The 23906-nt window shown below is 58.4% G+C and carries 20 protein-coding genes, 5 tRNA genes and 3 rRNA genes; 9 read left to right on the top strand and 19 right to left on the bottom strand.

All coding sequences use genetic code 11. The annotated features are described in order from the left end of the window. Positions 1-6 precede the first annotated feature (6 nt). The 13 genes from tuf to tyrS all read right to left on the bottom strand — a co-directional run bounded on the left by tuf (position 7) and on the right by tyrS (position 10948). Positions 7-1200 carry an elongation factor Tu gene (gene tuf, locus LMH93_RS02445; protein ID WP_003255489.1) on the bottom strand — a complete coding sequence of 398 codons (1194 nt, stop codon included), beginning with the start codon at positions 1198-1200 and terminating at the stop codon, positions 7-9. Between the two features lie 78 nt (positions 1201-1278). Next, positions 1279-1354, bottom strand: a tRNA-Thr gene (locus LMH93_RS02440). 29 nt (positions 1355-1383) lie between these two features. After that, a tRNA-Gly gene (locus tag LMH93_RS02435) sits at positions 1384-1457 on the bottom strand. Positions 1458-1481: 24 nt separating this feature from the next. After that, positions 1482-1565 (bottom strand) — tRNA-Tyr (locus tag LMH93_RS02430). Between the two features lie 152 nt (positions 1566-1717). After that, a complete protein-coding gene (locus LMH93_RS02425) occupies positions 1718-2143 on the bottom strand; it encodes a hypothetical protein (protein ID WP_003255504.1) in 426 nt (141 codons plus the stop codon). Positions 2144-2150: 7 nt separating this feature from the next. Then, positions 2151-2900 carry a pantothenate kinase gene (locus tag LMH93_RS02420; protein ID WP_004575793.1) on the bottom strand — a complete coding sequence of 250 codons (750 nt, stop codon included), beginning with the start codon at positions 2898-2900 and terminating at the stop codon, positions 2151-2153. Beyond that, positions 2890-3849, bottom strand: a complete 960-nt coding sequence (gene birA / locus LMH93_RS02415; protein WP_185279918.1) for a bifunctional biotin--[acetyl-CoA-carboxylase] ligase/biotin operon repressor BirA — start codon at positions 3847-3849, stop codon at positions 2890-2892. The genes LMH93_RS02420 and birA overlap by 11 nt, the downstream gene beginning before the upstream one ends. Positions 3850-4031: 182 nt before the next feature. Then, positions 4032-4147 (bottom strand): 5S ribosomal RNA (rrf, locus tag LMH93_RS02410). A 131-nt stretch (positions 4148-4278) separates the two neighbouring features. After that, positions 4279-7169: ribosomal RNA gene (locus tag LMH93_RS02405) — 23S ribosomal RNA — on the bottom strand. 234 nt (positions 7170-7403) lie between these two features. Further along, positions 7404-7479: transfer RNA gene (locus tag LMH93_RS02400), tRNA-Ala, on the bottom strand. 6 nt (positions 7480-7485) lie between these two features. After that, positions 7486-7562: transfer RNA gene (locus LMH93_RS02395), tRNA-Ile, on the bottom strand. 77 nt (positions 7563-7639) lie between these two features. Further along, a 16S ribosomal RNA gene (locus LMH93_RS02390) occupies positions 7640-9174 on the bottom strand. Together the 16S, 23S and 5S rRNA genes with 2 tRNA genes alongside form the textbook arrangement of a ribosomal RNA operon. A gap of 574 nt (positions 9175-9748) precedes the next feature. Beyond that, positions 9749-10948, bottom strand: coding sequence for a tyrosine--tRNA ligase (tyrS, locus tag LMH93_RS02385; RefSeq protein ID WP_004574941.1), 1200 nt, complete (start codon positions 10946-10948; stop codon positions 9749-9751). 213 nt (positions 10949-11161) lie between these two features. On the opposite strand from tyrS, the gene LMH93_RS02380 reads away from it, so the two are divergent. Both LMH93_RS02380 and LMH93_RS02375 read left to right on the top strand, forming a co-directional pair. After that, on the top strand, positions 11162-12583 hold the full coding sequence (locus LMH93_RS02380) for a peptidoglycan DD-metalloendopeptidase family protein (protein ID WP_230064809.1): 1422 nt from the start codon (positions 11162-11164) through the stop codon (positions 12581-12583). Positions 12584-12586: 3 nt separating this feature from the next. Further along, complete coding sequence (locus LMH93_RS02375; protein WP_230064808.1) at positions 12587-13678, top strand: anhydro-N-acetylmuramic acid kinase; 1092 nt, start codon at positions 12587-12589, stop codon at positions 13676-13678. Positions 13679-13737: 59 nt separating this feature from the next. On the opposite strand, the gene erpA is transcribed toward LMH93_RS02375, so the two are convergent. Beyond that, on the bottom strand, positions 13738-14088 hold the full coding sequence (gene erpA, locus LMH93_RS02370; protein WP_003255511.1) for an iron-sulfur cluster insertion protein ErpA: 351 nt from the start codon (positions 14086-14088) through the stop codon (positions 13738-13740). Between the two features lie 147 nt (positions 14089-14235). Next, a complete protein-coding gene (argC, locus tag LMH93_RS02365; protein WP_110747311.1) occupies positions 14236-15270 on the bottom strand; it encodes an N-acetyl-gamma-glutamyl-phosphate reductase in 1035 nt (344 codons plus the stop codon). Between the two features lie 142 nt (positions 15271-15412). Here argC and hemJ point away from each other — a divergent pair, with 142 nt between their 5' ends. The 6 genes from hemJ (at position 15413) to LMH93_RS02335 (ending at position 19839) form a co-directional block, all read left to right on the top strand. Continuing rightward, positions 15413-15838 carry a protoporphyrinogen oxidase HemJ gene (gene hemJ, locus LMH93_RS02360; protein ID WP_004574934.1) on the top strand — a complete coding sequence of 142 codons (426 nt, stop codon included), beginning with the start codon at positions 15413-15415 and terminating at the stop codon, positions 15836-15838. A gap of 28 nt (positions 15839-15866) precedes the next feature. After that, positions 15867-16823 carry an NAD(P)H-dependent flavin oxidoreductase gene (locus LMH93_RS02355; protein WP_070096557.1) on the top strand — a complete coding sequence of 319 codons (957 nt, stop codon included), beginning with the start codon at positions 15867-15869 and terminating at the stop codon, positions 16821-16823. A 67-nt stretch (positions 16824-16890) separates the two neighbouring features. Beyond that, the gene (locus LMH93_RS02350) at positions 16891-17673 is read left to right on the top strand and encodes an SDR family NAD(P)-dependent oxidoreductase (RefSeq protein ID WP_003255516.1); all 783 of its coding nucleotides are present in this window, start codon (positions 16891-16893) and stop codon (positions 17671-17673) included. Positions 17674-17736: 63 nt separating this feature from the next. Further along, the gene (locus LMH93_RS02345) at positions 17737-18075 is read left to right on the top strand and encodes a histidine triad nucleotide-binding protein (protein ID WP_003255518.1); all 339 of its coding nucleotides are present in this window, start codon (positions 17737-17739) and stop codon (positions 18073-18075) included. A 65-nt stretch (positions 18076-18140) separates the two neighbouring features. Continuing rightward, positions 18141-18788, top strand: coding sequence for a 2-polyprenyl-3-methyl-6-methoxy-1,4-benzoquinone monooxygenase (coq7, locus tag LMH93_RS02340; protein WP_003255520.1), 648 nt, complete (start codon positions 18141-18143; stop codon positions 18786-18788). A 10-nt stretch (positions 18789-18798) separates the two neighbouring features. Further along, positions 18799-19839, top strand: a complete 1041-nt coding sequence (locus LMH93_RS02335) for a DUF2157 domain-containing protein (protein ID WP_185279914.1) — start codon at positions 18799-18801, stop codon at positions 19837-19839. A gap of 76 nt (positions 19840-19915) precedes the next feature. On the opposite strand, the gene LMH93_RS02330 is transcribed toward LMH93_RS02335, so the two are convergent. Next, positions 19916-20338: an OsmC family protein gene (locus tag LMH93_RS02330; RefSeq protein ID WP_004376171.1), complete on the bottom strand. Its 423-nt coding sequence runs from the start codon at positions 20336-20338 to the stop codon at positions 19916-19918. Positions 20339-20529: 191 nt separating this feature from the next. Between LMH93_RS02330 and crp the strand changes: the two genes are divergently transcribed. Next, positions 20530-21174 carry a cAMP-activated global transcriptional regulator CRP gene (gene crp / locus LMH93_RS02325; protein ID WP_003255524.1) on the top strand — a complete coding sequence of 215 codons (645 nt, stop codon included), beginning with the start codon at positions 20530-20532 and terminating at the stop codon, positions 21172-21174. Here the strand turns inward: crp and LMH93_RS02320 are convergent. The 3 genes from LMH93_RS02320 to trpD form a co-directional block, all read right to left on the bottom strand. After that, positions 21171-21875 carry a lipoate--protein ligase family protein gene (locus tag LMH93_RS02320; RefSeq protein ID WP_004574928.1) on the bottom strand — a complete coding sequence of 235 codons (705 nt, stop codon included), beginning with the start codon at positions 21873-21875 and terminating at the stop codon, positions 21171-21173. The genes crp and LMH93_RS02320 overlap by 4 nt on opposite strands. 147 nt (positions 21876-22022) lie before the next feature. Further along, complete coding sequence (trpC, locus tag LMH93_RS02315) at positions 22023-22856, bottom strand: indole-3-glycerol phosphate synthase TrpC (RefSeq protein WP_003255528.1); 834 nt, start codon at positions 22854-22856, stop codon at positions 22023-22025. Beyond that, positions 22853-23902, bottom strand: coding sequence for an anthranilate phosphoribosyltransferase (gene trpD / locus LMH93_RS02310; protein ID WP_003255529.1), 1050 nt, complete (start codon positions 23900-23902; stop codon positions 22853-22855). The genes trpC and trpD overlap by 4 nt, the downstream gene beginning before the upstream one ends. Positions 23903-23906 lie beyond the last annotated feature (4 nt).

The following is a 23906-nucleotide window of genomic DNA, read 5'->3' as shown; positions in this document are numbered from 1 at the left end:
AACTACTTATTCAATAATTTTTGCTACGACACCGGCGCCGACGGTACGACCGCCTTCACGGATAGCGAAGCGCAGACCGTCTTCCATTGCGATGGTCTTGATCAGGGTAACAGTCATCTGAATGTTGTCACCTGGCATTACCATTTCAACGCCTTCCGGCAGTTCGCAGTTACCGGTCACGTCAGTGGTACGGAAGTAGAACTGTGGACGGTAGCCTTTGAAGAACGGAGTGTGACGGCCGCCTTCTTCCTTCGACAGGACGTAGACTTCTGCGGTGAACTTGGTGTGCGGCTTGACCGAACCTGGCTTGACCAGAACCTGACCACGCTCAACGTCGTCACGCTTGGTGCCACGCAGCAGAACGCCGCAGTTCTCGCCAGCACGACCTTCGTCCAGCAGCTTGCGGAACATCTCAACACCGGTGCAGGTGGTGGTGGTGGTGTCACGCAGACCAACGATTTCCAGCGGATCCTGAACGCGGACAATACCACGCTCGATACGACCGGTAACAACGGTACCACGACCCGAAATCGAGAACACGTCTTCGATCGGCATCAGGAACGGCTGGTCGATAGCACGAACTGGCTCAGGAATGTAGCTGTCCAGAGTTTCTACCAGCTTCTTAACAGCGGTAGTGCCCATTTCGTTGTCGTCTTTGCCTTCCAGCGCCATACGAGCCGAACCGATGATGATCGGGGTGTCGTCGCCTGGGAAGTCATAGGTGGACAGCAGGTCGCGAACTTCCATCTCGACCAGTTCCAGCAGCTCAGCGTCGTCTACCAGGTCAGCCTTGTTCAGGAAGACCACGATGTACGGAACGCCTACCTGACGGGACAGCAGGATGTGCTCACGGGTTTGTGGCATCGGACCATCGGCGGCCGAGCAAACCAGGATCGCGCCGTCCATCTGGGCAGCACCGGTGATCATGTTCTTCACGTAGTCAGCGTGACCTGGGCAGTCAACGTGAGCGTAGTGACGAATGGTCGAGTTGTACTCAACGTGAGCGGTGTTGATGGTGATACCGCGCGCTTTTTCTTCCGGAGCCGAGTCGATCTTGTCGAACTCAACGATTGCCGAACCGAAAACTTCGGAGCAAACGCGAGTCAGAGCTGCGGTCAGAGTGGTCTTACCGTGGTCAACGTGGCCGATAGTGCCGACGTTAACGTGGGGAAGGGAACGATCAAACTTTTCCTTAGCCATCGATACAATCCTCCGCAGAAGAAATAGTCTTGCGCTGATAAAACAAAGGCAGATATTTTCATATCTGCCTTGTTTATATGGAGCTCTTGAGCGGACTTGAACCGCTGACCTCACCCTTACCAAGGGTGTGCTCTACCAACTGAGCTACAAGAGCGAAACACTTTGTGCAAAATCCAGCAAACTTGGAGCGGGTAGCGGGAATCGAACCCGCATCATCAGCTTGGAAGGCTGAGGTTCTACCACTAAACTATACCCGCGGAGCTTGCGGCTCTCGCTAAGACTGGTGGAGGGAGAAGGATTCGAACCTTCGAAGCTCTCGCAACGGATTTACAGTCCGCCCCCTTTGACCGCTCGGGAATCCCTCCAGATGTGGCCGGCATTCTATTTGTCTGCCGTCCTAGTGTCAAGCGTTTTTTCAAATTTTTTCAATCAAATCTGAAACTTAGCTGCTTTGACACCGCTTCCAGCTCTACCACCTGAGTGGTGTTCCCTGTGAAGCGGGCGCCATTCTATCAAGCTATTCGCCAGTTGCAATACCCTGGCAGAAAATAATTTTATGTTTTAAGTCTTTGAAATCATTGGAAAGAGCCAAGAGCACCGTTTGGTCCAACAAACGCTCGCTTTCTGGAGCAACCTTGAGCCAGCGACCATCCGCCCCAGGCAGCTGTCCTGCAACCGGCGAGGTGGCAATATCCAGACTCAGCAGGCGTTGACGCAGCGCATCCAACTGCTCCTGCCCCTTCACGCCTCCGACTACCAGGCATTCATCACGACGCTTGGGCGGTGCCGACACACCTGTCTCACGCAACAGACGGATTTCTTGCTGATTCCCCTTGTACAGCGACAATGGGGCGACTTCCTTGACCTTCAGCGGGGCTTCCTGCTGATGCCATACGTAGTAAAAGACGTTGAGCACCAGTAACAGCAGAAACAACCAGCGCATAGGCACCTCAATCCAATGGGCAGGCCATTGCCAGGCCAACGAAAACCAGGTCAGGCACGACCCGCGCCTGTGGCAGGGCCGCCCTCACCAGCGGCGCATCACCGCCAGTGAGGAACACGGTGAACTCCTCACCCCATAGCACACGAGCCTGCTCAAGCTGGGTGTAGGCAAAGCCCTGGAGCATCAATACGCAACCGCGCTCCACCGCTTCGACAGTCGAGCGACCTGGTGACAAGCTGTTCAATGCGCGCTCCGCAGAGGCATCGTCATAGCGGATACGACGGGTGTGAGTGCGCAACTGGCTACGCATCAATGGCATACCCGGGCAGATGTAGCCCCCCAGATGCTCGCCATCTGCAGACACGAAGTCCGCTTTGGCCGCGGTACCCAGGTCAATCACCAGGCACGCGCCCTTGGCCAGGTGAAATGCCCCCAGCGCCGCCAGCCAACGATCCATACCCAGACGCTGATAGTCGTCATAGCCATTGCGCACACCTGCCATTTCACGGACAGGGTGGGCAACTCTTGCCTGCACGGCAAATGCCTGAGCAATCAACGCGCAAAGCGCATCGGTTTCTTCTTCGCTGCGCACACTGACAATACGGCATCCCGTGAGGCGTACTGAAGCGAGCGCAGCCACTTCGGCCACCAGCGCCTGGTCGGAATCGACGATCCCGCCACCTTCAATCACAGCATCGGCGACATGGATCACCCGCCACTTGATGAAGCTGTTACCGCAATCGAGCTCAAGAATCATCACGCAACCTCAAACTGAGCTCACCACCACTGAAGCTCTTTTCCATCCCGTCCACCTCAAGGCGCAAACCACCCTGCCCGTCGACGCCAAGAACCACACCATCAATACGTGTACTACCAGCAACAAGCGATACATTGCGCCCCTGCCACAAGTGTGCCTGCTCCCACTCCTCCTGGAATGCAGCAAAGCCGTAGCGGCGATGGCGCGCCAATTCGTGCTGTAGCTGCTGACTGAGCAGCGCTACCAAGTGATTGCGATCTATGGCTGCTCCAACCTCACGCCGCATAGAGGTCCACTGCTGATCGACCTGTTCGTTTACCTGCATGTTTACATTGACACCAATGCCTAGCACTACATGACAGACATCTGCAGGATCGCCCACCAACTCCAGGAGAATCCCGGTGATCTTCTGCCCACGTACCAGCACATCGTTAGGCCATTTGAGCCCGACATCCTTTACACCGAACGCCTGCAAGGTGCGCATTACCGCCAACCCCACTACCAAGCTCAACCCCTCGAGCTGACGCATGCCTCCATCGACGCGCAGCACCAGGCTGTAATAGAGATTTTCAGCAAATGGACTGACCCACTGCCGGCCGCGCCGACCGCGTCCGGCGCTCTGGCGCTCAGCCAGAACCAGGAATGGAGCCGCCCGCCCTTCACTGGCAAGGCGCAAGCCTTCGGCATTGGTCGAATCGATGGTTTCGTGGATGAATACCGGCCACTGTTCGCCCACGGCGAACTCGGCGATTGCCTGGGCCTCAAGCAAAGCCAGTGGCGCGGCCAACTGGTAACCGCGCCCACGAACCTTGTGAATGGTGAGGTTCAGCTCACTTTCCAGATGCTGCAGCTGCTTCCAAACTGCGCTGCGACTCACCCCTAGGGCTGCCCCCAGAGCTTCTCCGGAATGGAACCGACCGTCCTTGAGGAGATTCAACAACTTCAGCATGCCAGTCTCGACTTGGAATAAGGGAGGCATGATAGCCATGGGCTGTTGGCTTGCATAGGAAAAGGGCCTGCAGGAGCGGCCTTGTATCGCAATCACAGAGAGAAGCAGTGGCAGGCCAGGTTTTTTGCCCACAAAGACAAAACCCCTACCTGCATGTGCAGATAGGGGTTTTGCGAAATGAATCTTGACGATGACCTACTCTCACATGGGGAAACCCCACACTACCATCGGCGATGCATCGTTTCACTACTGAGTTCGGGATGGGATCAGGTGGTTCCAATGCTCTATGGTCGTCAAGAAATTCTGTTGCCAGAATGTCCAGATGGACAGCCCAGCGAATTCGGATATGCGATATTTGTGGTCTTACGAATTTTCGGGTCTTTCGTCTTCACCACCGCAATCTGCGTCAGCAAATTGCTTGGGTGTTATATGGTCAAGCCTCACGGGCAATTAGTATTGGTTAGCTCAACGCCTCACAGCGCTTACACACCCAACCTATCAACGTCGTAGTCTTCGACGGCCCTTTAGGGGATTCAAGATCCCAGTGAGATCTCATCTTGAGGCAAGTTTCCCGCTTAGATGCTTTCAGCGGTTATCTCTTCCGAACATAGCTACCCGGCAATGCCACTGGCGTGACAACCGGAACACCAGAGGTTCGTCCACTCCGGTCCTCTCGTACTAGGAGCAGCCCCTCTCAAATCTCAAACGTCCACGGCAGATAGGGACCGAACTGTCTCACGACGTTCTAAACCCAGCTCGCGTACCACTTTAAATGGCGAACAGCCATACCCTTGGGACCGGCTTCAGCCCCAGGATGTGATGAGCCGACATCGAGGTGCCAAACACCGCCGTCGATATGAACTCTTGGGCGGTATCAGCCTGTTATCCCCGGAGTACCTTTTATCCGTTGAGCGATGGCCCTTCCATACAGAACCACCGGATCACTAAGACCTACTTTCGTACCTGCTCGACGTGTTTGTCTCGCAGTCAAGCGCGCTTTTGCCTTTATACTCTACGACCGATTTCCGACCGGTCTGAGCGCACCTTCGTACTCCTCCGTTACTCTTTGGGAGGAGACCGCCCCAGTCAAACTACCCACCATACACTGTCCTCGATCCGGATAACGGACCTGAGTTAGAACCTCAAAGTTGCCAGGGTGGTATTTCAAGGATGGCTCCATGAGAACTGGCGTCCCCACTTCAAAGCCTCCCACCTATCCTACACAAGCAAATTCAAAGTCCAGTGCAAAGCTATAGTAAAGGTTCACGGGGTCTTTCCGTCTAGCCGCGGATACACTGCATCTTCACAGCGATTTCAATTTCACTGAGTCTCGGGTGGAGACAGCGCCGCCATCGTTACGCCATTCGTGCAGGTCGGAACTTACCCGACAAGGAATTTCGCTACCTTAGGACCGTTATAGTTACGGCCGCCGTTTACCGGGGCTTCGATCAAGAGCTTCGCTTGCGCTAACCCCATCAATTAACCTTCCGGCACCGGGCAGGCGTCACACCCTATACGTCCACTTTCGTGTTTGCAGAGTGCTGTGTTTTTAATAAACAGTCGCAGCGGCCTGGTATCTTCGACCGGCATGGGCTTACGGAGCAAGTCCTTAACCCTCGCCGGCGCACCTTCTCCCGAAGTTACGGTGCCATTTTGCCTAGTTCCTTCACCCGAGTTCTCTCAAGCGCCTTGGTATTCTCTACCTAACCACCTGTGTCGGTTTGGGGTACGGTTCCCAGTTATCTGAAGCTTAGGAGCTTTTCTTGGAAGCATGGTATCAACCACTTCGTCGCCTAACGGCAACTCGTCATCAGCTCTCGGCCTTGAAATCCCGGATTTGCCTAAGATTTCAGCCTACCACCTTAAACCTGGACAACCAACGCCAGGCTGGCCTAACCTTCTCCGTCCCTCCATCGCAATAACTGGAAGTACAGGAATATTAACCTGTTTTCCATCGACTACGCTTTTCAGCCTCGCCTTAGGGACCGACTAACCCTGCGTCGATTAACGTTGCGCAGGAAACCTTGGTCTTTCGGCGTGCGAGTTTTTCACTCGCATTGTCGTTACTCATGTCAGCATTCGCACTTCTGATACCTCCAGCAAGCTTCTCAACTCACCTTCACAGGCTTACAGAACGCTCCTCTACCGCATCATCATACGATGATACCCGTAGCTTCGGTGCATGGTTTGAGCCCCGTTACATCTTCCGCGCAGGCCGACTCGACTAGTGAGCTATTACGCTTTCTTTAAAGGGTGGCTGCTTCTAAGCCAACCTCCTAGCTGTCTAAGCTTCCCACATCGTTTCCCACTTAACCATGACTTTGGGACCTTAGCTGACGGTCTGGGTTGTTTCCCTTTTCACGACGGACGTTAGCACCCGCCGTGTGTCTCCCATGCTCGGCACTTGTAGGTATTCGGAGTTTGCATCGGTTTGGTAAGTCGGGATGACCCCTAGCCGAAACAGTGCTCTACCCCCTACAGTGATACATGAGGCGCTACCTAAATAGCTTTCGAGGAGAACCAGCTATCTCCGAGCTTGATTAGCCTTTCACTCCGATCCACAGGTCATCCGCTAACTTTTCAACGGTAGTCGGTTCGGTCCTCCAGTCAGTGTTACCTAACCTTCAACCTGCCCATGGATAGATCGCCCGGTTTCGGGTCTATACCCAGCGACTAAACGCCCTATTAAGACTCGCTTTCGCTACGCCTCCCCTATTCGGTTAAGCTCGCCACTGAATATAAGTCGCTGACCCATTATACAAAAGGTACGCAGTCACCTAACAAAGTAGGCTCCCACTGCTTGTACGCATACGGTTTCAGGTTCTATTTCACTCCCCTCTCCGGGGTTCTTTTCGCCTTTCCCTCACGGTACTGGTTCACTATCGGTCAGTCAGTAGTATTTAGCCTTGGAGGATGGTCCCCCCATATTCAGACAAAGTTTCTCGTGCTCCGTCCTACTCGATTTCATTGATAAGAGATTTTCGTGTACGGGGCTATCACCCACTATGGCCACACTTTCCAGAGCGTTCCACTAATCTCAAACCAACTTAAGGGCTGGTCCCCGTTCGCTCGCCACTACTAAGGGAATCTCGGTTGATTTCTTTTCCTCAGGGTACTTAGATGTTTCAGTTCCCCTGGTTCGCCTCTTGCACCTATGTATTCAGTACAAGATAACCAGCTTATGCTGGCTGGGTTCCCCCATTCAGAGATCTCTGGATCACAGTCTGTTTGCCGACTCCCCAAAGCTTATCGCAGGCTACCACGTCTTTCATCGCCTCTGACTGCCAAGGCATCCACCGTATGCGCTTCTTCACTTGACCATATAACCCCAAGCAATCTGGTTATACTGTGAAGACGACATTCGCCGAAAATTCGTACGTTGCTCTTTCGAGCAGAACTCACAAATTTTACCTTAGCCTGATCCACCAGCAGTGAAACTGGTGTTCAGTCTATATCTATCACATATCCGAATTTTTAAAGAACGATCTGACAAAAGCCAGAAATCAACATTCGACGCGAATGCTCATTTCTGAGTTTGATCAAGGTACAGCAAGTGGTGGAGCCAAGCGGGATCGAACCGCTGACCTCCTGCGTGCAAGGCAGGCGCTCTCCCAGCTGAGCTATGGCCCCGCATATTGGTAGGTCTGGGCAGATTTGAACTGCCGACCTCACCCTTATCAGGGGTGCGCTCTAACCAACTGAGCTACAGACCTATATAGGGTCTTGATCGTCTTCGACAATGAATCAAGCAATTCGTGTGGGAGCTCATCAGCAGGCTGATGTCGTCGATTAAGGAGGTGATCCAGCCGCAGGTTCCCCTACGGCTACCTTGTTACGACTTCACCCCAGTCATGAATCACACCGTGGTAACCGTCCTCCCGAAGGTTAGACTAGCTACTTCTGGTGCAACCCACTCCCATGGTGTGACGGGCGGTGTGTACAAGGCCGGGAACGTATTCACCGCGACATTCTGATTCGCGATTACTAGCGATTCCGACTTCACGCAGTCGAGTTGCAGACTGCGATCCGGACTACGATCGGTTTTGTGAGATTAGCTCCACCTCGCGGCTTGGCAACCCTCTGTACCGACCATTGTAGCACGTGTGTAGCCCAGGCCGTAAGGGCCATGATGACTTGACGTCATCCCCACCTTCCTCCGGTTTGTCACCGGCAGTCTCCTTAGAGTGCCCACCATAACGTGCTGGTAACTAAGGACAAGGGTTGCGCTCGTTACGGGACTTAACCCAACATCTCACGACACGAGCTGACGACAGCCATGCAGCACCTGTGTCAGAGTTCCCGAAGGCACCAATCCATCTCTGGAAAGTTCTCTGCATGTCAAGGCCTGGTAAGGTTCTTCGCGTTGCTTCGAATTAAACCACATGCTCCACCGCTTGTGCGGCCCCCGTCAATTCATTTGAGTTTTAACCTTGCGGCCGTACTCCCCAGGCGGTCAACTTAATGCGTTAGCTGCGCCACTAAAATCTCAAGGATTCCAACGGCTAGTTGACATCGTTTACGGCGTGGACTACCAGGGTATCTAATCCTGTTTGCTCCCCACGCTTTCGCACCTCAGTGTCAGTATCAGTCCAGGTGGTCGCCTTCGCCACTGGTGTTCCTTCCTATATCTACGCATTTCACCGCTACACAGGAAATTCCACCACCCTCTACCGTACTCTAGCTTGCCAGTTTTGGATGCAGTTCCCAGGTTGAGCCCGGGGCTTTCACATCCAACTTAACAAACCACCTACGCGCGCTTTACGCCCAGTAATTCCGATTAACGCTTGCACCCTCTGTATTACCGCGGCTGCTGGCACAGAGTTAGCCGGTGCTTATTCTGTCGGTAACGTCAAAACAGCAAGGTATTAGCTTACTGCCCTTCCTCCCAACTTAAAGTGCTTTACAATCCGAAGACCTTCTTCACACACGCGGCATGGCTGGATCAGGCTTTCGCCCATTGTCCAATATTCCCCACTGCTGCCTCCCGTAGGAGTCTGGACCGTGTCTCAGTTCCAGTGTGACTGATCATCCTCTCAGACCAGTTACGGATCGTCGCCTTGGTGAGCCATTACCCCACCAACTAGCTAATCCGACCTAGGCTCATCTGATAGCGCAAGGCCCGAAGGTCCCCTGCTTTCTCCCGTAGGACGTATGCGGTATTAGCGTTCCTTTCGAAACGTTGTCCCCCACTACCAGGCAGATTCCTAGGCATTACTCACCCGTCCGCCGCTGAATCAAGGAGCAAGCTCCCGTCATCCGCTCGACTTGCATGTGTTAGGCCTGCCGCCAGCGTTCAATCTGAGCCATGATCAAACTCTTCAGTTCAATACTGCTTGGGTTTTTAAGAAACCCTAAACTTGGCTCAGCAATCTCAAATGACTATGTGATTTCTCGCATGGTCACTTGTGATGCTGATAATCTTTTTGACTATCAGTCCATACCCACAAGCACCCACACGAATTGCTTGATTCAATTTGTTAAAGAGCGTTTGGTTAAGAGCTTTTCATCTCAACCGAGGCGCGCATTCTACGCTTTCCTCAGAGCCTGTCAAGCGTTTATTTTGAAGTTTTTTGCGAGAAACTCGTTTAGCTTCAAACACTTGGCTCGCTGCGATCTCTCGTAGCGGGAGGCGAATCATACAGCACTTGGAAGCGCTGTCAACCACCATTTCAACCGCTTTCGATCATTCGATCGTAGCCCTTCCAGCTTTTGCCTTCACTACTTAACTCATTGAATCTCAAGGAGTTTTTCGTTCCGATGTCGCTGGAAGTGGGGCGCATTATAAGGGGATTCGAGAGGGCGTCAACCTTTTATTTCAAGAAACCTTAATATTGCTGAAAACGAAGCGGGGGAGGCCTATCGGCCTCCCCGCTTCTATATAGCTAAACCATCCAGGCAATTACTCAGCCTTGAGGGTGACCCGGCCAAACGACTTCTTGCCCGCCTGGCACACATGCGTAGCACCAAGGACAAACATGAAGTCCTTGTCGACTACTGCACCATCAACCTTCACCGCGCCGCCACTCAGCAAATCTCGCGCCTGAGCCGAGTTCTTGACCAGACCAGCCCGATTCAACACCGCAGCAATTGGCAGGTCTTCCGCCGCAGCCACTTCGATCTCCGGCAAGTCTTCCGGCAGCTCGCCTTCCTTCATACGGTTACCGGCAGCACGGTGAGCATTGGCTGCAGCCTCCTCACCGTGGAAGCGCGCCACAATTTCTTCCGCCAGCTTGATCTTGATGTCACGTGGGTTGGCGCCATTGGCAACATCGGCCCGGAACTGCTCGATTTCTTCCATCGAACGGAAGCTCAGCAGCTCGAAGTAACGCCACATCAGGGTATCCGGGATCGACACCAGCTTGCTGTACATCACCCCTGGCGCTTCCTGGATGCCGACATAGTTGCCCAGCGACTTCGACATCTTCTTCACACCGTCGAGCCCTTCGAGCAGTGGCATGGTCACGATGTTCTGCGCTTCCTGCCCATAAGACCGCTGCAGTTCACGCCCCATCAGCAGGTTGAACTTCTGGTCGGTACCACCCAGCTCAACATCCGCCTTCAGCGCCACCGAGTCATAGCCTTGCACCAGCGGGTAGAGGAACTCGTGGATGGCAATCGGCTGATTGGTGGTGTAACGCTTGTCGAAGTCATCACGCTCCAGCATGCGCGCGACGGTGTACTGCGAAGCCAGGCGAATGAAGTCGGCAGGGGTCAGCTTGTCCATCCACGTAGAGTTGAACGCGACTTCAGTCTTGGCCGGATCAAGAATCTTGAACACCTGCTGCTTGTACGTCTCGGCGTTCTCCAGCACCTGTTCGCGGGTCAGCGGCGGGCGCGTGGCGCTCTTGCCACTCGGGTCACCGATCATGCCGGTGAAGTCACCGATCAGGAAGATGACCTGGTGGCCCAGATCCTGGAACTGGCGCAGCTTGTTGATCAGCACCGTGTGACCCAGGTGCAGGTCCGGAGCGGTCGGGTCGAAGCCGGCCTTGATGCGCAGAGGTTGGCCGCGCTTGAGCTTCTCCACCAGTTCCGACTCGACCAGTACTTCTTCCGCACCGCGCTTGATAAGCGCCAGCTGCTCTTCAACCGACTTCATAGACAAACCCGCAAGGCTCAGATTCAGGGGGAGCCAACCATACAAGATCGGCCGTCAAATACAAGTTTCGCAAAGGAATGTGACCCGAACACAGGCTTGCGGCGTCTACGCGCCCTTGCGTGAAAATGGATTTGGTTATATTTTATACAGTTATTTCATCTTCATCATGTCATTCATCTTTTCCATTTCACCTTTTTCAAAGTCACCTTGCCCATGACCAACGAACCGCCTAAAGCGCCCCCGCTTTATCCGAAGAGCCATCTGTTGGCCGCCAGCGGCATCGCCGCCCTGCTCAGCCTGGCTTTGCTGGTATTTCCTTCCAGCGAAGTGGAAGCCAAGAAAACTACCCTCAACCTCGAGCTCGAAAGCCCTGCCGAGCAGCTGAAAGACGAATCCCGCGCTGCGCCCCTGGTGCAAAGCGAAGGTGAGCAAGGCTCGCCTTTCGCCCAGATCGAAGAGGCTACCCCCGAAACCCAGAAGGCCGATCAACAGGCCCCGGCTGCCGAACCGGTTGCCGAGGCCGCCAAGGAGCCTGGCCACCGCGAAGTCACCGTGACCCGCGGCGATACCCTGTCCACCCTGTTCGCCAAGGTCGGCCTGCCCGCCAATGCTGTGCATGACTTGCTGGCCAGCAACAAGCAGGCCAAGCAATTCAGCCAGCTCAAGCACGGCCAGGTCTTGCAGTTCGAGCTCGACAAGGATGGCCAGCTGGCCAGCCTGCACAGCAAAGTCAGCAACCTCGAAACCATTCGCCTGACCAAAACCGCCAAGGGCTACACATTCAACCGTGAAATCAGCAAGCCGGTGATACGCACCGCCTATGCCCACGGCGTGATCAAGAGCTCGCTGTCAGCTTCCGCCCAGCGCGCCGGCCTGTCCCACAGCATGACCATGGACATGGCCCGCGTGCTGGGTTACGACATCGACTTCGCCCAGGATATTCGCCCAGGGGACGAGTTCGACGTGGTCTACGAACAGAAGGTGATGGACGGCAAGGTCGTCGGCACCGGTAACATCCTCTCTGCGCGCTTCACCAACCGCGGCAAAACCTACACTGCCGTGCGCTACACCAACAAGCAGGGCAACACTACCTACTACACCGCCGACGGCAACAGCCTGCGCAAGGCATTCATCCGCACCCCGGTGGACTTCGCCCGCATCAGCTCGCGCTTTTCCGCCGGTCGCAAGCACCCCATCCTGAACAAAATCCGCGCCCACAAAGGCGTCGACTACGCGGCCCCACGAGGTACGCCGATCAAGGCAGCCGGTGACGGTCGCATCGAACTGGCCGGGCGCCGTGGTGGCTACGGCAATACCGTGATCATTCAGCATGGCAACCGCTACAAGACGCTGTATGGCCACATGCAGGGCTTTGCCAAAGGCATCAAGACCGGCAGTACGGTCAAACAGGGCCAGATCATTGGCTACATCGGCACTACCGGCCTGTCCACCGGCCCACACCTGCACTACGAGTTCCAGGTCAACGGCGTGCACGTCGACCCGCTGAGCCAGAAGGTGCCAATGGCTGACCCGATTGCCAAGAACGAGCGTCAGCGGTTCCTGCAGCAGAGCCAGCCGCTGATTGCCCGCATGGATCAGGAAAAGGCCACCCTGCTCGCAGCGAACAAGCGCTAAGCCATGGCGCTCTACCTGGGGGTGATGTCCGGTACCAGCCTCGATGGCCTGGATATCGCCCTGATCGAGCACGGCGAGCAGCTTGAACTGCTCGCCACCCACTACCTGCCCATGCCCCCGGACCTGCGCAAGGACCTGCTGGCCCTGTGCAGCAGCGGCACTGACGAGATTGCCCGTGCCGCACTGGCGGAAAACCGCTGGGCCAGCCTGGCCGGCGAAGGTATCCGCCAACTGCTGGCTCGCCAGGGACTGAAGCCCGAAGCCATTCGCGCCATCGGCAGCCACGGCCAGACCATTCGCCATGAACCGTCCCGCGGCTTTACTGTGCAGATCGGTAACCCCGCACTGCTCGCCGAGCTGACCGGCATCAGCGTGGTCGCCGACTTCCGCCGTCGCGATGTGGCTGCCGGTGGCCAGGGCGCGCCACTGGTACCGGCCTTCCACGAAACCCTGTTCAGCCAGCTTGGCCGACGCCTGGCAATCCTCAACGTAGGCGGTTTCAGCAACCTCAGCCTGATCGAGCAGGACAAGCCGGTTCATGGGTTCGATTGCGGCCCGGGGAACGTGCTGCTGGATGCCTGGATCGAGCGCGAGCACGGCCACGCCTACGATGCAGATGGCGCCTGGGCTGCCTCGGGTGTGGTTCAGCACGGGTTGCTCAGCGCACTGATGGCTGACCCGTTCTTTGCCGGCAGCGGCCCCAAGAGTACCGGCCGCGAGGTGTTCAACCTGCCTTGGCTGGATCGCCACCTGGCCAACCTGCCGGCATACCGGGCCCAGGACGTGCAGGCGACACTGCTGGAGCTGACCGCACGCAGCATCATCGATTCGCTTGGCAAAGCCCAGCAAGGCACCGAAGCGCTGTTGGTCTGTGGTGGGGGCGCCCGCAACGGCGCGCTGATGGCCCGTCTTGGCCAGCTGCTACCGGCGGCCCGTGTTGCAAGCACTGGCGCCTATGGCGTAGACCCGGACTGGGTCGAAGCCATGGCCTTCGCCTGGCTGGCTCACTGCTGCCTGGAGGGTATCGCCGCCAACCGCCCCAGCGTCACTGCCGCCAAGGGCCTGCGCGTACTGGGCGCAATCTACCCGGCATAGCCGCTACGCCAGAAAGCAAAACGCCGCGCAATTGCGCGGCGTTTTCGTATGCCCAGCCCTTAGATCGAGAACGACGACCCGCAACCGCAGGTGGTCGCGGCATTCGGGTTCTTGATCACGAACCGCGAACCTTCCAGGCCTTCCTGGTAGTCCACTTCGGCACCCGCCAGGTACTGGAAGCTCATCGGGTCGACCACCAGGGAAACGCCCTCGCGCTCGACAATGGTGTCATCTTCGGCCACGTCTTCATCGAAGGTGAAGCCGTACTGGAAGCCGGAGCAACCGCCACCGGTAACGAACACTCGCAGCTTCAGACGCTCATTGCCTTCCTCATTGACCAGGTTCTTCACCTTCTGGGCTGCCCCGTGGGTAAATTCCAGACCGGTAGGGGTGAAGGTTTCGACGCTCATGTTGATTCTCCCGGCGCGGTAGCCGCCATAAAACTCGATGACGCGCATTATCCGCTTTCCCGAGAAAATCGGTCAAGAATTGTGCGGCTTTAGTCGCGACCTGCAAAAAGGCCCGCACGACGCGGGCCTTTTCCAATGCTGGTGGCCTTACGGCAGCAAGCCGGCATGGGACAGGCCCATGCGTTCATCCAGCCCGAACAGGATGTTGAGGTTCTGCACCGCCTGGCCGGAGGCGCCCTTGACCAGGTTGTCGATCACCGACAGCACCACCACCAGGTCACCACCCTGCGGGCGATGAACGGCAATGCGGCAGACGTTGGCACCACGCACGCTACGGGTTTCCGGATGGCTGCCTGCTGGCATCACGTCGACGAACGGTTCATCGGCATAGCGTTTCTCGAACAGCGCCTGCAGGTCGACCGAGGTATCGACCACGTTTGCGTACAGGGTGGCGTGGATACCACGGATCATCGGCGTCAGGTGCGGCACGAACGTCAGGCCGATATCCTTGCCTGCGGCCAGGCGCAAGCCCTGGCTGATTTCTGGCAAGTGACGATGCCCCTTGACTGCATAAGCCTTCATGCTCTCGCCGGCTTCGCAGAACAGCGAACCGACCGCGGCGCCCCGGCCAGCACCGCTGACACCCGACTTGCAGTCGGCGATCAGGCGCGACGGGTCAGCCAGGCCCGCTTCCAGCAGCGGCAGGAAGCCCAGCTGGGTGGCAGTCGGGTAGCAACCCGGCACAGCGATCAGACGCGCCTGGCGGATCTTCTCGCGGTTCACTTCTGGCAGGCCGTATACCGCGTCCTTGAGCAGCTCTGGCGCGCCATGCGGCTGGCCATACCATTTGCCCCACTCGGCGGCATCCTGCAGGCGGAAGTCGGCAGACAGGTCGATCACCTTGGTGCCGGCCGCCAGCAGCTCACCGGCCAGGGCGTGGGCAACACCATGCGGGGTGGCGAAGAACACCACGTCGCAGGCCCCCAGAGCCTTGCTGTCCGGCACGCTGAACGCCAACCCGTCATAGTGGCCGCGCAGGTTCGGGTACATGTCCGCCACCGCCACGCCCGCCTCGGAGCGCGAAGTAATGACCGCCACTTCGGCCTGTGGATGCTGTGCCAGCAGACGCAACAGTTCGACGCCGGTGTAACCCGTGCCGCCGACGATACCGACCTTGATCATAACGCTTGCCCCTTATCAACGAGCCGTCTGGAAAGCGCACGATAATAGGGGCGCAGGGCGCCTGTAACAACTCTTCGGGTGACCCTTCGGGCGCTTGACCACTACTATCTGACGACCGTGATTACCTGAAGGAACTCCCTCCATGCTTTACCTATGGATCAAAGCGCTGCATATCGTCAGCGTGGTCTGCTGGTTCGCCGGCCTGTTCTACCTGCCCAGGCTGTTCGTCTACCACGCCCAGAGCCAGGACAGCATCAGCCAGGAACGCTTTGCGACCATGGAGCGCAAGCTGTACCGCGGCATCATGAATCCGGCGATGATCGCCACCTACGTTTTTGGCGCCTGGATGCTGTACCTCAATCCCGGCTGGCTGAGCCAGGGGTGGCTGCATGCCAAGCTCACCCTGGTGATCCTGCTGACCGGCTACCATCACGTGTGCGGTGCCCAGCGCAAACGCTTCGCCAATGGCACCAACACCCGCAGCCACGTCTACTATCGCTGGTTCAACGAAGTGCCCGTGCTGATCCTGCTGGGTATCGTCATTCTGGTGGTGGTGAAACCGTTCTGACATAGCCACCCGCTCAAGGAGCCTTGCCATGTCGCTACCTGCCTCGCTCGAACAACGCCTGCGGCTGCCCGTGGTTGCCGCACCGATGTTCCTCATCTCCAACCCCCAATTGGTGCTGGCCTGCTGCGCCAGCGGCGTGGTTGGCAGTTTCCCGGCCCTGAACCAACGCGACAGCGCTGGCTTCAAGGCTTGGCTGGAAGAGATCGAGGCAGGCCTGGCTCAACTGCAGGCGCCAGCGCCCTACGCAGTCAACCTGATCGTCCACCCGACCAACCCGCGCCTGCAGGCCGACTTGGCCTTGTGCGTCGAACACCGTGTACCAATCGTTATCACCAGCCTGGGGGCAGTAAAGGAAGTGGTCGATGCCGTACACGGCTACGGCGGCCTGGTGCTCCACGATGTCACCACCCGCCGGCATGCCGAAAAAGCCGCCGAAGCGGGTGTCGATGGCCTTATCGCCGTCGCCGCAGGCGCAGGCGGCCATGCCGGCACCTGGAGCCCGTTCGCCCTGGCCGCAGAAATTCGCCAGTTCTTCGACAAGACCCTGCTGCTGGCTGGTTGCATTAACCACGGCCACGAAATCCTGGCCGCACAACTGCTGGGGGCGGACCTGGCGTACATGGGCACGCGCTTCATCGCCACCACAGAAAGCCAGGCTCAGGGCGCCTACAAACAGATGCTGCTGAACGCCCATGCCGCCGACATCATCCACACACCCGTGGTGTCCGGCATCCCCGCCAGCTTCCTGCGCCAGAGCCTGGAGCAGGCCGGCTACGACATGAACGCCCTCAAAGGCGGGCAGGTGCAAGGCAAGCTCAAGCCGATCGATGACGAAGCCAAGGCCTGGAAGACCGTATGGTCAGCGGGCCAGGGCGTCGGTGCAATCCATGACCTGCCCAGCGCCAGCGCATTGATCGAGCGCCTGCATGGCGAGTACCGACAAGCCCTGGAACGCTGCCAGGTTTTGCGCGCCCGCGCCTTGTAGCAAAAGGCAACACCTTGCACGGGCAAGTTGTACACTAGGCGCCCTCTTCCGCCCCCAGGAGCCTTGCATGACCCGTTACGCCATGATCACTGGTGCTTCCAGCGGCCTGGGCCTGGCCTTGGCGGAAGCGCTGGCACGGCGCGGGCGCAATCTGATCCTGGTGGCACGCCAACGAGAAACGCTGGAGCCTGTCGCCATCGAGCTGACCCAGCGTTTCGGTGTCGAGGTGCTGTTCCGCGCCTGCGACCTCAGTCAGCCGTTGCGCCTTTCAGGCTTCGTGCTCGAGCTGGAAGAAGGTGAGCGGCGTATCGATTTGCTGGTCAACTGCGCGGGCTTGCGCACCTATGGGCCGTTCCTGGCCCATGAATGGGCCGACGAACAGGATCTGCTGGAAGTCAACGTGCTGGCCCTGAGCCGCCTGTGTCACGCCATCGGTAACCTGATGGCTGTGCAGGGTGGCGGGCAGATTCTCAACGTCGCCGGCCTGGCCGGGGTGGCGCCTGGCCCATGGATGGCCGCCTATGCCGCCAGCAAGGCCTATGTGCTGAGCTTTTCACAGGCCCTGCGCGAAGAACTCAAGCGCACCGGCATCAAGGTCTCTGTACTGTGCCCTGGCCCGGTACGTTCCGCACGCCGGCGCATTGCGCGGCTCGATGGCAAGCCGCGCTGTCTCAGCCCCGAGGAAGTGGCGCTGTACACCGTGCGGGCACTGGACAAGAACCGCGCACTGATCATGCCTGGCCGGCGCAACCGCTGGCTGGCGTTCGCACCGCGGCTGTTGCCGCGCTGGCTGGTGCGCAAGCTGGCCGGGGCCATCCACCGCCGCTATTGCCCCTTAGGCATGGAATAGCCACTGGGCGAGCGGCGCCCGGCTGAGTACACTCGGCCCGACCCTCACCATGGAGCAAGTGCTGTGGACGATCTATTCCTCAAAATCATCAACCGGGAAATCCCGGCAGATATCATCTATGAAGACGACCAGATCCTGGCCTTCAAGGACATTGCACCCGCGGCACCGGTACATTTTCTGGTCATCCCGAAAAAGCACATTCGCACCCTCAATGACCTGACCGAAGAAGACAAGGCCCTGGCTGGCCACATCCTGTTCACCGCCCAGCGCCTGGCTGTCGAACAAGGCTGCGAGGAAGGTTTCCGCGTGGTCATGAACTGCAACCCCAAAGGCGGCCAGACTGTCTACCACATCCATATGCACGTGCTTGGCCAGCGCCAGATGAACTGGCCACCGGGCTGACCCACGGCAAGCGACCCCGCCGCTATTGCGGTAAACTGTCGGGCACATTCTTGCGGAGGTGCCCGATGGCTACCGAACGTCACTACTCGCCGCTCGACCGCTTGTTGCTGCAGGCCGATACCGCCATGCGCACCTTGCTGCCTTTCAGCGGCCAACCTGCCCGGCCATCGCCGGCCATCGTCCAGCCAGACGTTGACCTGGACGAGCAACAGGCCCGCCATATTGCCGGGCTGATGCGCATCAACCATACCGGTGAAGTCTGCGCCCAGGCGTTGTACCAAGGCCAGGCCCTGACCGCCAAGCTGCCCGAAGTGCGCAAGGCCATGGAGCATGCCGCTGAGGAAGAAATCGACCACCTGGCCTGGTGCGAGCAGCGCATTCGCCAGCTGAACAGCCACCCGAGCGTGCTCAACCCTCTGTTCTACGGCATGTCGTTCGGCATTGGCGCACTGGCCGGGCTGGTCAGCGACAAGGTCAGCCTGGGCTTCGTCGCCGCTACCGAACATCAGGTGTGCAAACACCTCGACGAGCACCTGGAGCAACTCCCGCACGAAGATGAAAAATCCCGGGCCATTCTCGAGCAGATGCGCATCGACGAAGAGCAGCACGCCGAGTCTGCACTGGAAGCCGGTGGTTATCGCTTCCCGGCCCCCGTCCGCTTTGGCATGAGCTTGCTGGCCAAGGTCATGACCAAGAGCACATACCGCATCTGAAGGCATCACCATGACGGATCGATTCGACGCCAAGGACCTGGCGCGCGCCGTGCAAGCAGGCATTCTCCAACCAGGCCAGGACCAAAGCCTGTTGGCATTCCTGCGCCAGCAACCCGCACCACGTGGCAGCTTTCAGCTGGCCCATGTTGCCTTCTACTTTGGCGCCATGCTGATCATGGCGGCAATGGGCTGGTTGCTCACCGAGGCCTGGATGAGCCTCGGTGACGGCGCGCTGTTGATCATCGCCAGCCTCTATATCCTGCTGTTCACCTTGTTCGCCCTCAATCTGCAACGCCGCGCCCAGCCCGTCGCTGCTGGCGTGCTGGCAGCAGTAGCCGTCAGCATCGTGCCGCTGGCGGTATTCGCTATCGAACGCATGCTCGGCTGGTGGCCACTAAACGATGCGCAGGCTGACTACCACCAGTACTACACCTACGTGCAAGGCGGCTGGCTGGCGATGGAGGCAGCCACGGTGCTTGCCGGGCTGCTAATGCTGCGACTGATCCCCTACCCGTTCGTCGTCATGCCAATGGCCGTGGCCTTGTGGTTCATGTCGATGGACCTTAGCGAGTGGTTCTTCGGCTCACCGTTCAGTTGGGAGCAGCGTCGCCACGTCTCCCTGTGGTTTGGGCTGGGCTTGCTGGTGGTTTTCCTCGTGATAGACGGCCGCACACGTGAGGACTACGCCCGTTGGGGTTACCTCGCCGGGCTGGCAGCGTTCTGGGGCGGGTTGACGCTACTGGACAGCGGCAGTGAGTTGGGCAAGGCCATGTACTGCCTGATCAACATTGCGCTGATGGGCATGGCGGTGCTGCTGCGTCGGCCGGTGTTCATGGTGTTTGGTGCGCTGGGGGTGGCGGCTTATCTGGGATATCTGTCGTACGAGGTGTTTGCCCAGTCGTTGCTGTTCCCGTTGGTGCTGACCATGATCGGGCTGGGGGTTATCTGGCTTGGCCTGGTTTACCAAAAGCGCCGGGAGCGGTTGAGCCAGGCGCTAAGAAGCAGTCTTCCGCAATGGTTGCGGATGGCCCTTCCGGCCCTGCGCGACTGAAGCTCACCCGGGCCGCAGGTGGGAGCGGGCTCACCCGCTTCCACAAGGGCTGCAAAGCGGCCCTGGAATCTAAGCCTTAACCCAGCTCTACGATTTCATACCCATGGGTAATCTCAACCCCGGCACGCTCGAGCATGATCGAAGCCGAGCAATACTTTTCCGCCGACAGTTCCACTGCCCGCTTGACCTGCGCTTCTTTCAGCCCCCGCCCCTTCACCACGAAGTTCATGTGAATCTTGGTGAACACCTTCGGGTCTTCGCTGGCGCGCTCTGCCTCCAGAAATGCCTCACAGCTTTCCACTGCCTGGCGCGACTTCTTCAGAATGCTCACCACGTCAAAGCTGCTGCAGCCACCCAGGCCCAGCAACAGCATTTCCATCGGTCGCACGCCCAGGTTGCGGCCGCCGGCCTCGGGCGGGCCGTCCATTACGACGACATGGCCGCTCCCCGATTCGCCGAGGAACATTGCCTCACCGGCCCACTGGATACGTGCCTTCATCTACCCGGACTCCTGATTTTCGGAAAAGGGTGTCAGCTTAGACCTTGTGCGGCTGTGGGAAAAGCACGAGATGTGTCGGTTTAGTACCGAAACATCTCGTAGTGTCTGATAAGCTGGCGCCAAATGACTGGCGCTCTCCGTCAGCCAACCTCTATAAAAAGCCTATGCGTCGTATCGAACAGGATTTCGTGATGGTTGCCTCCGCCCTACCCGCCAAGATAAAGAACATCGACAAGCTGCTGGTACACTGCCAGCGCCGCCGCTACACCGCCAAAAGCAACATCATCTGCGCCGGCGACCGGGCCGAGACACTGTCTTTTATCATCAAGGGTTCGGTCACCATCCTCATCGAGGACGACGACGGCCATGAAATGATCATCGCCTACCTCAACAATGGCGATTTCTTTGGCGAGCTAGGCCTGTTCGAGCCCGTTGATGGCGAGCAGCAGCGCAGTGCCTGGGTACGCGCCAAGACCGAATGCGAAGTGGCCGAAATCAGCTACGAAAAGTTTCGCGAACTGGCGCGCCAGGACCCTGAAATCCTCTACGCCCTGGGCAGTCAAATGGCCCAGCGCCTGCGCAACACTACGCGCAAGGTTGGCGATTTGGCATTTTTCGACGTGACCGGGCGAGTTGCCCGTTGCCTGCTGGAACTGTGCAAGCAGCCCGACGCCATGACCCACCCCGATGGCATGCAAATCAAGATTACCCGTCAGGAAATCGGCCGAATCGTCGGTTGCTCTCGGGAAATGGTCGGCCGCGTTCTCAAAGACCTCGAGGAACGCAGCCTGGTGCAGGTCAAGGGCAAGACCATGGTGGTCCACGGTACCCGCTAGTCCTTGGGCAACTCGGCCAGCACCTTGGCGTAGGCCTGCGAAAGGCGCTCGAACCAGGGCGCTGCCGGCGCCACTTCGTGCAGGGCGATGTGCGCATCGGCGCGACAGCGTTGCTCCAGCTCACAGCACTCGTTGAAGCGGTTGACCGCCGCCACCATCGACTCACGCTCGTTGTCCAGCAGCAGCGCACCGTGCACCAGCACCACAGGGCGCTTGCCACCCAGGCCCTGACGCCAGCGCTGGGCGGTACCCACCAATTTGCGGCCATTGAGGTTGACGTTGTAGCGGCCATCGCAGAAGGCCCCGTCGATTTCCCCGACTGACGCCACCCCGCCCCACTCGCGCAGCACATCGCACAGCGGCAGACACAGGCGCTCGTAGGCATTTTCGATACGGCCGTGGTCGCCTTCACTGCGCGGCGCGGCGTAGACCAGTGCAACGTTCACCGTCGAATGCGACTGAGGCACCGGCTCACCGCCAGTTTCTCGCAGCAGCACCGGCCAGCCAGCAATAGCCAATTCCGCGCAGGCGACCTCGAAGTTGCCCAGCCGGCTCATGCGTCGAGGCATGACCAGCGCGTGGTCGGTGGGGCGCCAGAACAGCACACCATTCTCGCGTTCGCCGAGGCAGACGGCGGCCAGCAGTTCCTGCTCGGCGTGCAGGCCTTGTTCGACGCTCAGGGCCAGGGGTTGATCGGTCATTGATCCACCTATGATGTTGATTTCAAGGGCCTCTTCGCGGGTTAACCCGCTCCTACAACAGGGCGCGTACCTGTGTGGGGGCGGGCTTGCCCGCGACACGGCCATTACAGGTACAAAAAAGCCGGCAAAAACGCCGGCTTCATTTGATCAGTCCAGTTGCTGAACAGTCTTCTTCACCTGCTCGGGGAAGAACAGCCGCTGTAATTCCAGGCCAGGCTGCTCGGCGCGCATGAACGCCTCTCCCACCAGGAACGAGTAAACCTCGTTGATTGCCATCAGCTCCACATCGGCCCGGTTGAGAATACCGCTTTCGGTAATCGCCAGACGGTCACGCGGAATGCGCGGCAGCAGGTCAAGGGTGGTTTCCAGGCTGACTTCGAAGGTGTGCAGGTTGCGGTTGTTCACCCCAACCAGCGGTGTATCCAGGGTTTTCAGCGCGCGCTCCAGTTCATCACCATCGTGCACTTCTACCAGCACGTCGAGGCCGACGTCCTTGGCGGTGGCCGCCAGTTCAGCCATCTTCACGTCATCCAGCGCCGACACGATCAGCAGTACGCAATCTGCGCCCAGGGCCCGGGCTTCGACGATCTGGTAAGGGTCGACCATGAAGTCCTTGCGGATCACCGGCAGCGAAACCGCCGCGCGGGCCTGCTGCAAGTACTCATCGGCACCCTGGAAATAATCGACATCGGTCAACACCGACAGGCAGGTGGCCCCGCCCTTCTCGTAGCTGACCGCGATTTCCGCTGGCACGAAGTGCTCGCGGATCACGCCCTTGCTTGGCGACGCTTTCTTGATTTCGGCAATCACCGCTGGCTGCTTGCGCTTGGCCTGCTCGATCAGCGCGTTGGCGAAGCCTCGCGGGGCGTCAGCGGCCTTGGCCAGGCCCTCCAGTTCGGCGAGGCTGACGCGCGCACTGCGCTCGGCCACTTCCTGAAACTTGCGGGCAATGATCCTTTCCAGCACCGTCGGCACACTCATGCTTCGTTCTCCACCTTGAATACTGCAGTAAAGGCACCCAATTCCTGCAGCTTTTCCCAGGCCAAGCCGGTGTGCAGTACATCATGGGCCAGTTCTACACCGGCTTTCAGGCTCATGGCATGGTCAGCGGCATACAGCGCCGCGCCGGCATTAAGCACGATCATCTCGGCGGCCTTCTGACCGTCCTCGGTCTTGCGCCGGCCCAGCGCATCGCGGATCAACTCCAGCGAAGCCTGAGGGCTCTCGACAGCCAGGCCATGAAGGCTCTGGCTCTTCATGCCGAGGTCTTCCGGCTCTACCCAATATTCAGTGATTTCGCCGTTTTTCAGTTCGGCAACGAAGGTGGGCGCAGCCAGGCTGAACTCGTCCAGACCATCCTTCGAGTGCACGACCAGCACATGCTTGCTCCCCAGGCGCTGCAGCACCTCAGCCAGCGGGCGGCAAAGGGTTTGTGCGAACACACCGACCACCTGGTGCTTCACTCCGGCCGGATTCGTAAGCGGGCCGAGCATATTGAACAGGGTGCGCAACCCCAGTTCTCGACGTGGGCCAGCGGCATGTTTCATGGCCGAGTGGTGACTTTGCGCGAACATGAAGCCGATGCCCAGGCTGTCGATGCAGCGTGCCACTTGAGTCGGCGTCAGGTTCAGGTAGATGCCGGCAGCTTCCAGCAGGTCGGCACTGCCGCTCTTGCCCGATACTGCGCGGTTACCATGCTTGGCCACGGGGCAACCCGCCGCCGCCAGGACGAAAGACGAAGCGGTGGACACGTTGAAGATGTTGGCGCCATCACCGCCGGTCCCGACAATATCGACGACACCATCGAGGCTTTGCAGCTCGACCTTTTCGGCCAGCTCACGCATCACCGACACCGCACCGACGATTTCGTCGATGCTTTCGCTTTTCATGCGCATGCCCATCAGGAAAGCGCCTATCTGCGCCTCGCTGCACTGACCGGTCATGATCTGGCGCATGACCTCGCGCATTTCTTCGGTAGTAAGGTCCAACTGGCCGACGATACGGCTCAACGCACTCTTGATATCCATGTTC

Origin of the sequence: Pseudomonas sp. CIP-10, assembly GCF_020911845.1 — a bacterium.
Classification (GTDB): domain Bacteria; phylum Pseudomonadota; class Gammaproteobacteria; order Pseudomonadales; family Pseudomonadaceae; genus Aquipseudomonas; species Aquipseudomonas alloputida.
Note: the sequence above shows the minus strand (reverse complement) of the source record. Positions and strands in the feature narration are given on the sequence as shown.

Excerpts from the sequence above, each read along its gene's own strand:
- birA (WP_185279918.1), bottom strand. The coding sequence starts at position 3,849 with ATGCTGAAGTTGTTGAATCTCCTCAAGGACGGTCGGTTCCATTCCGGA.
- coq7 (WP_003255520.1), top strand. The coding sequence starts at position 18,141 with ATGGCTACCGAACGTCACTACTCGCCGCTCGACCGCTTGTTGCTGCAG.
- erpA (WP_003255511.1), bottom strand. The coding sequence starts at position 14,088 with ATGAGCGTCGAAACCTTCACCCCTACCGGTCTGGAATTTACCCACGGG.
- tuf (WP_003255489.1), bottom strand. The coding sequence starts at position 1,200 with ATGGCTAAGGAAAAGTTTGATCGTTCCCTTCCCCACGTTAACGTCGGC.
- hemJ (WP_004574934.1), top strand. The coding sequence starts at position 15,413 with ATGCTTTACCTATGGATCAAAGCGCTGCATATCGTCAGCGTGGTCTGC.
- LMH93_RS02320 (WP_004574928.1), bottom strand. The coding sequence starts at position 21,875 with ATGACCGATCAACCCCTGGCCCTGAGCGTCGAACAAGGCCTGCACGCC.
- LMH93_RS02330 (WP_004376171.1), bottom strand. The coding sequence starts at position 20,338 with ATGAAGGCACGTATCCAGTGGGCCGGTGAGGCAATGTTCCTCGGCGAA.
- LMH93_RS02355 (WP_070096557.1), top strand. The coding sequence starts at position 15,867 with ATGTCGCTACCTGCCTCGCTCGAACAACGCCTGCGGCTGCCCGTGGTT.
- crp (WP_003255524.1), top strand. The coding sequence starts at position 20,530 with ATGGTTGCCTCCGCCCTACCCGCCAAGATAAAGAACATCGACAAGCTG.
- argC (WP_110747311.1), bottom strand. The coding sequence starts at position 15,270 with ATGATCAAGGTCGGTATCGTCGGCGGCACGGGTTACACCGGCGTCGAA.
- LMH93_RS02350 (WP_003255516.1), top strand. The coding sequence starts at position 16,891 with ATGACCCGTTACGCCATGATCACTGGTGCTTCCAGCGGCCTGGGCCTG.
- trpC (WP_003255528.1), bottom strand. The coding sequence starts at position 22,856 with ATGAGTGTGCCGACGGTGCTGGAAAGGATCATTGCCCGCAAGTTTCAG.
- LMH93_RS02420 (WP_004575793.1), bottom strand. The coding sequence starts at position 2,900 with ATGATTCTTGAGCTCGATTGCGGTAACAGCTTCATCAAGTGGCGGGTG.
- LMH93_RS02425 (WP_003255504.1), bottom strand. The coding sequence starts at position 2,143 with ATGCGCTGGTTGTTTCTGCTGTTACTGGTGCTCAACGTCTTTTACTAC.
- tyrS (WP_004574941.1), bottom strand. The coding sequence starts at position 10,948 with ATGAAGTCGGTTGAAGAGCAGCTGGCGCTTATCAAGCGCGGTGCGGAA.
- trpD (WP_003255529.1), bottom strand. The coding sequence starts at position 23,902 with ATGGATATCAAGAGTGCGTTGAGCCGTATCGTCGGCCAGTTGGACCTT.
- LMH93_RS02335 (WP_185279914.1), top strand. The coding sequence starts at position 18,799 with ATGACGGATCGATTCGACGCCAAGGACCTGGCGCGCGCCGTGCAAGCA.
- LMH93_RS02380 (WP_230064809.1), top strand. The coding sequence starts at position 11,162 with ATGACCAACGAACCGCCTAAAGCGCCCCCGCTTTATCCGAAGAGCCAT.
- LMH93_RS02375 (WP_230064808.1), top strand. The coding sequence starts at position 12,587 with ATGGCGCTCTACCTGGGGGTGATGTCCGGTACCAGCCTCGATGGCCTG.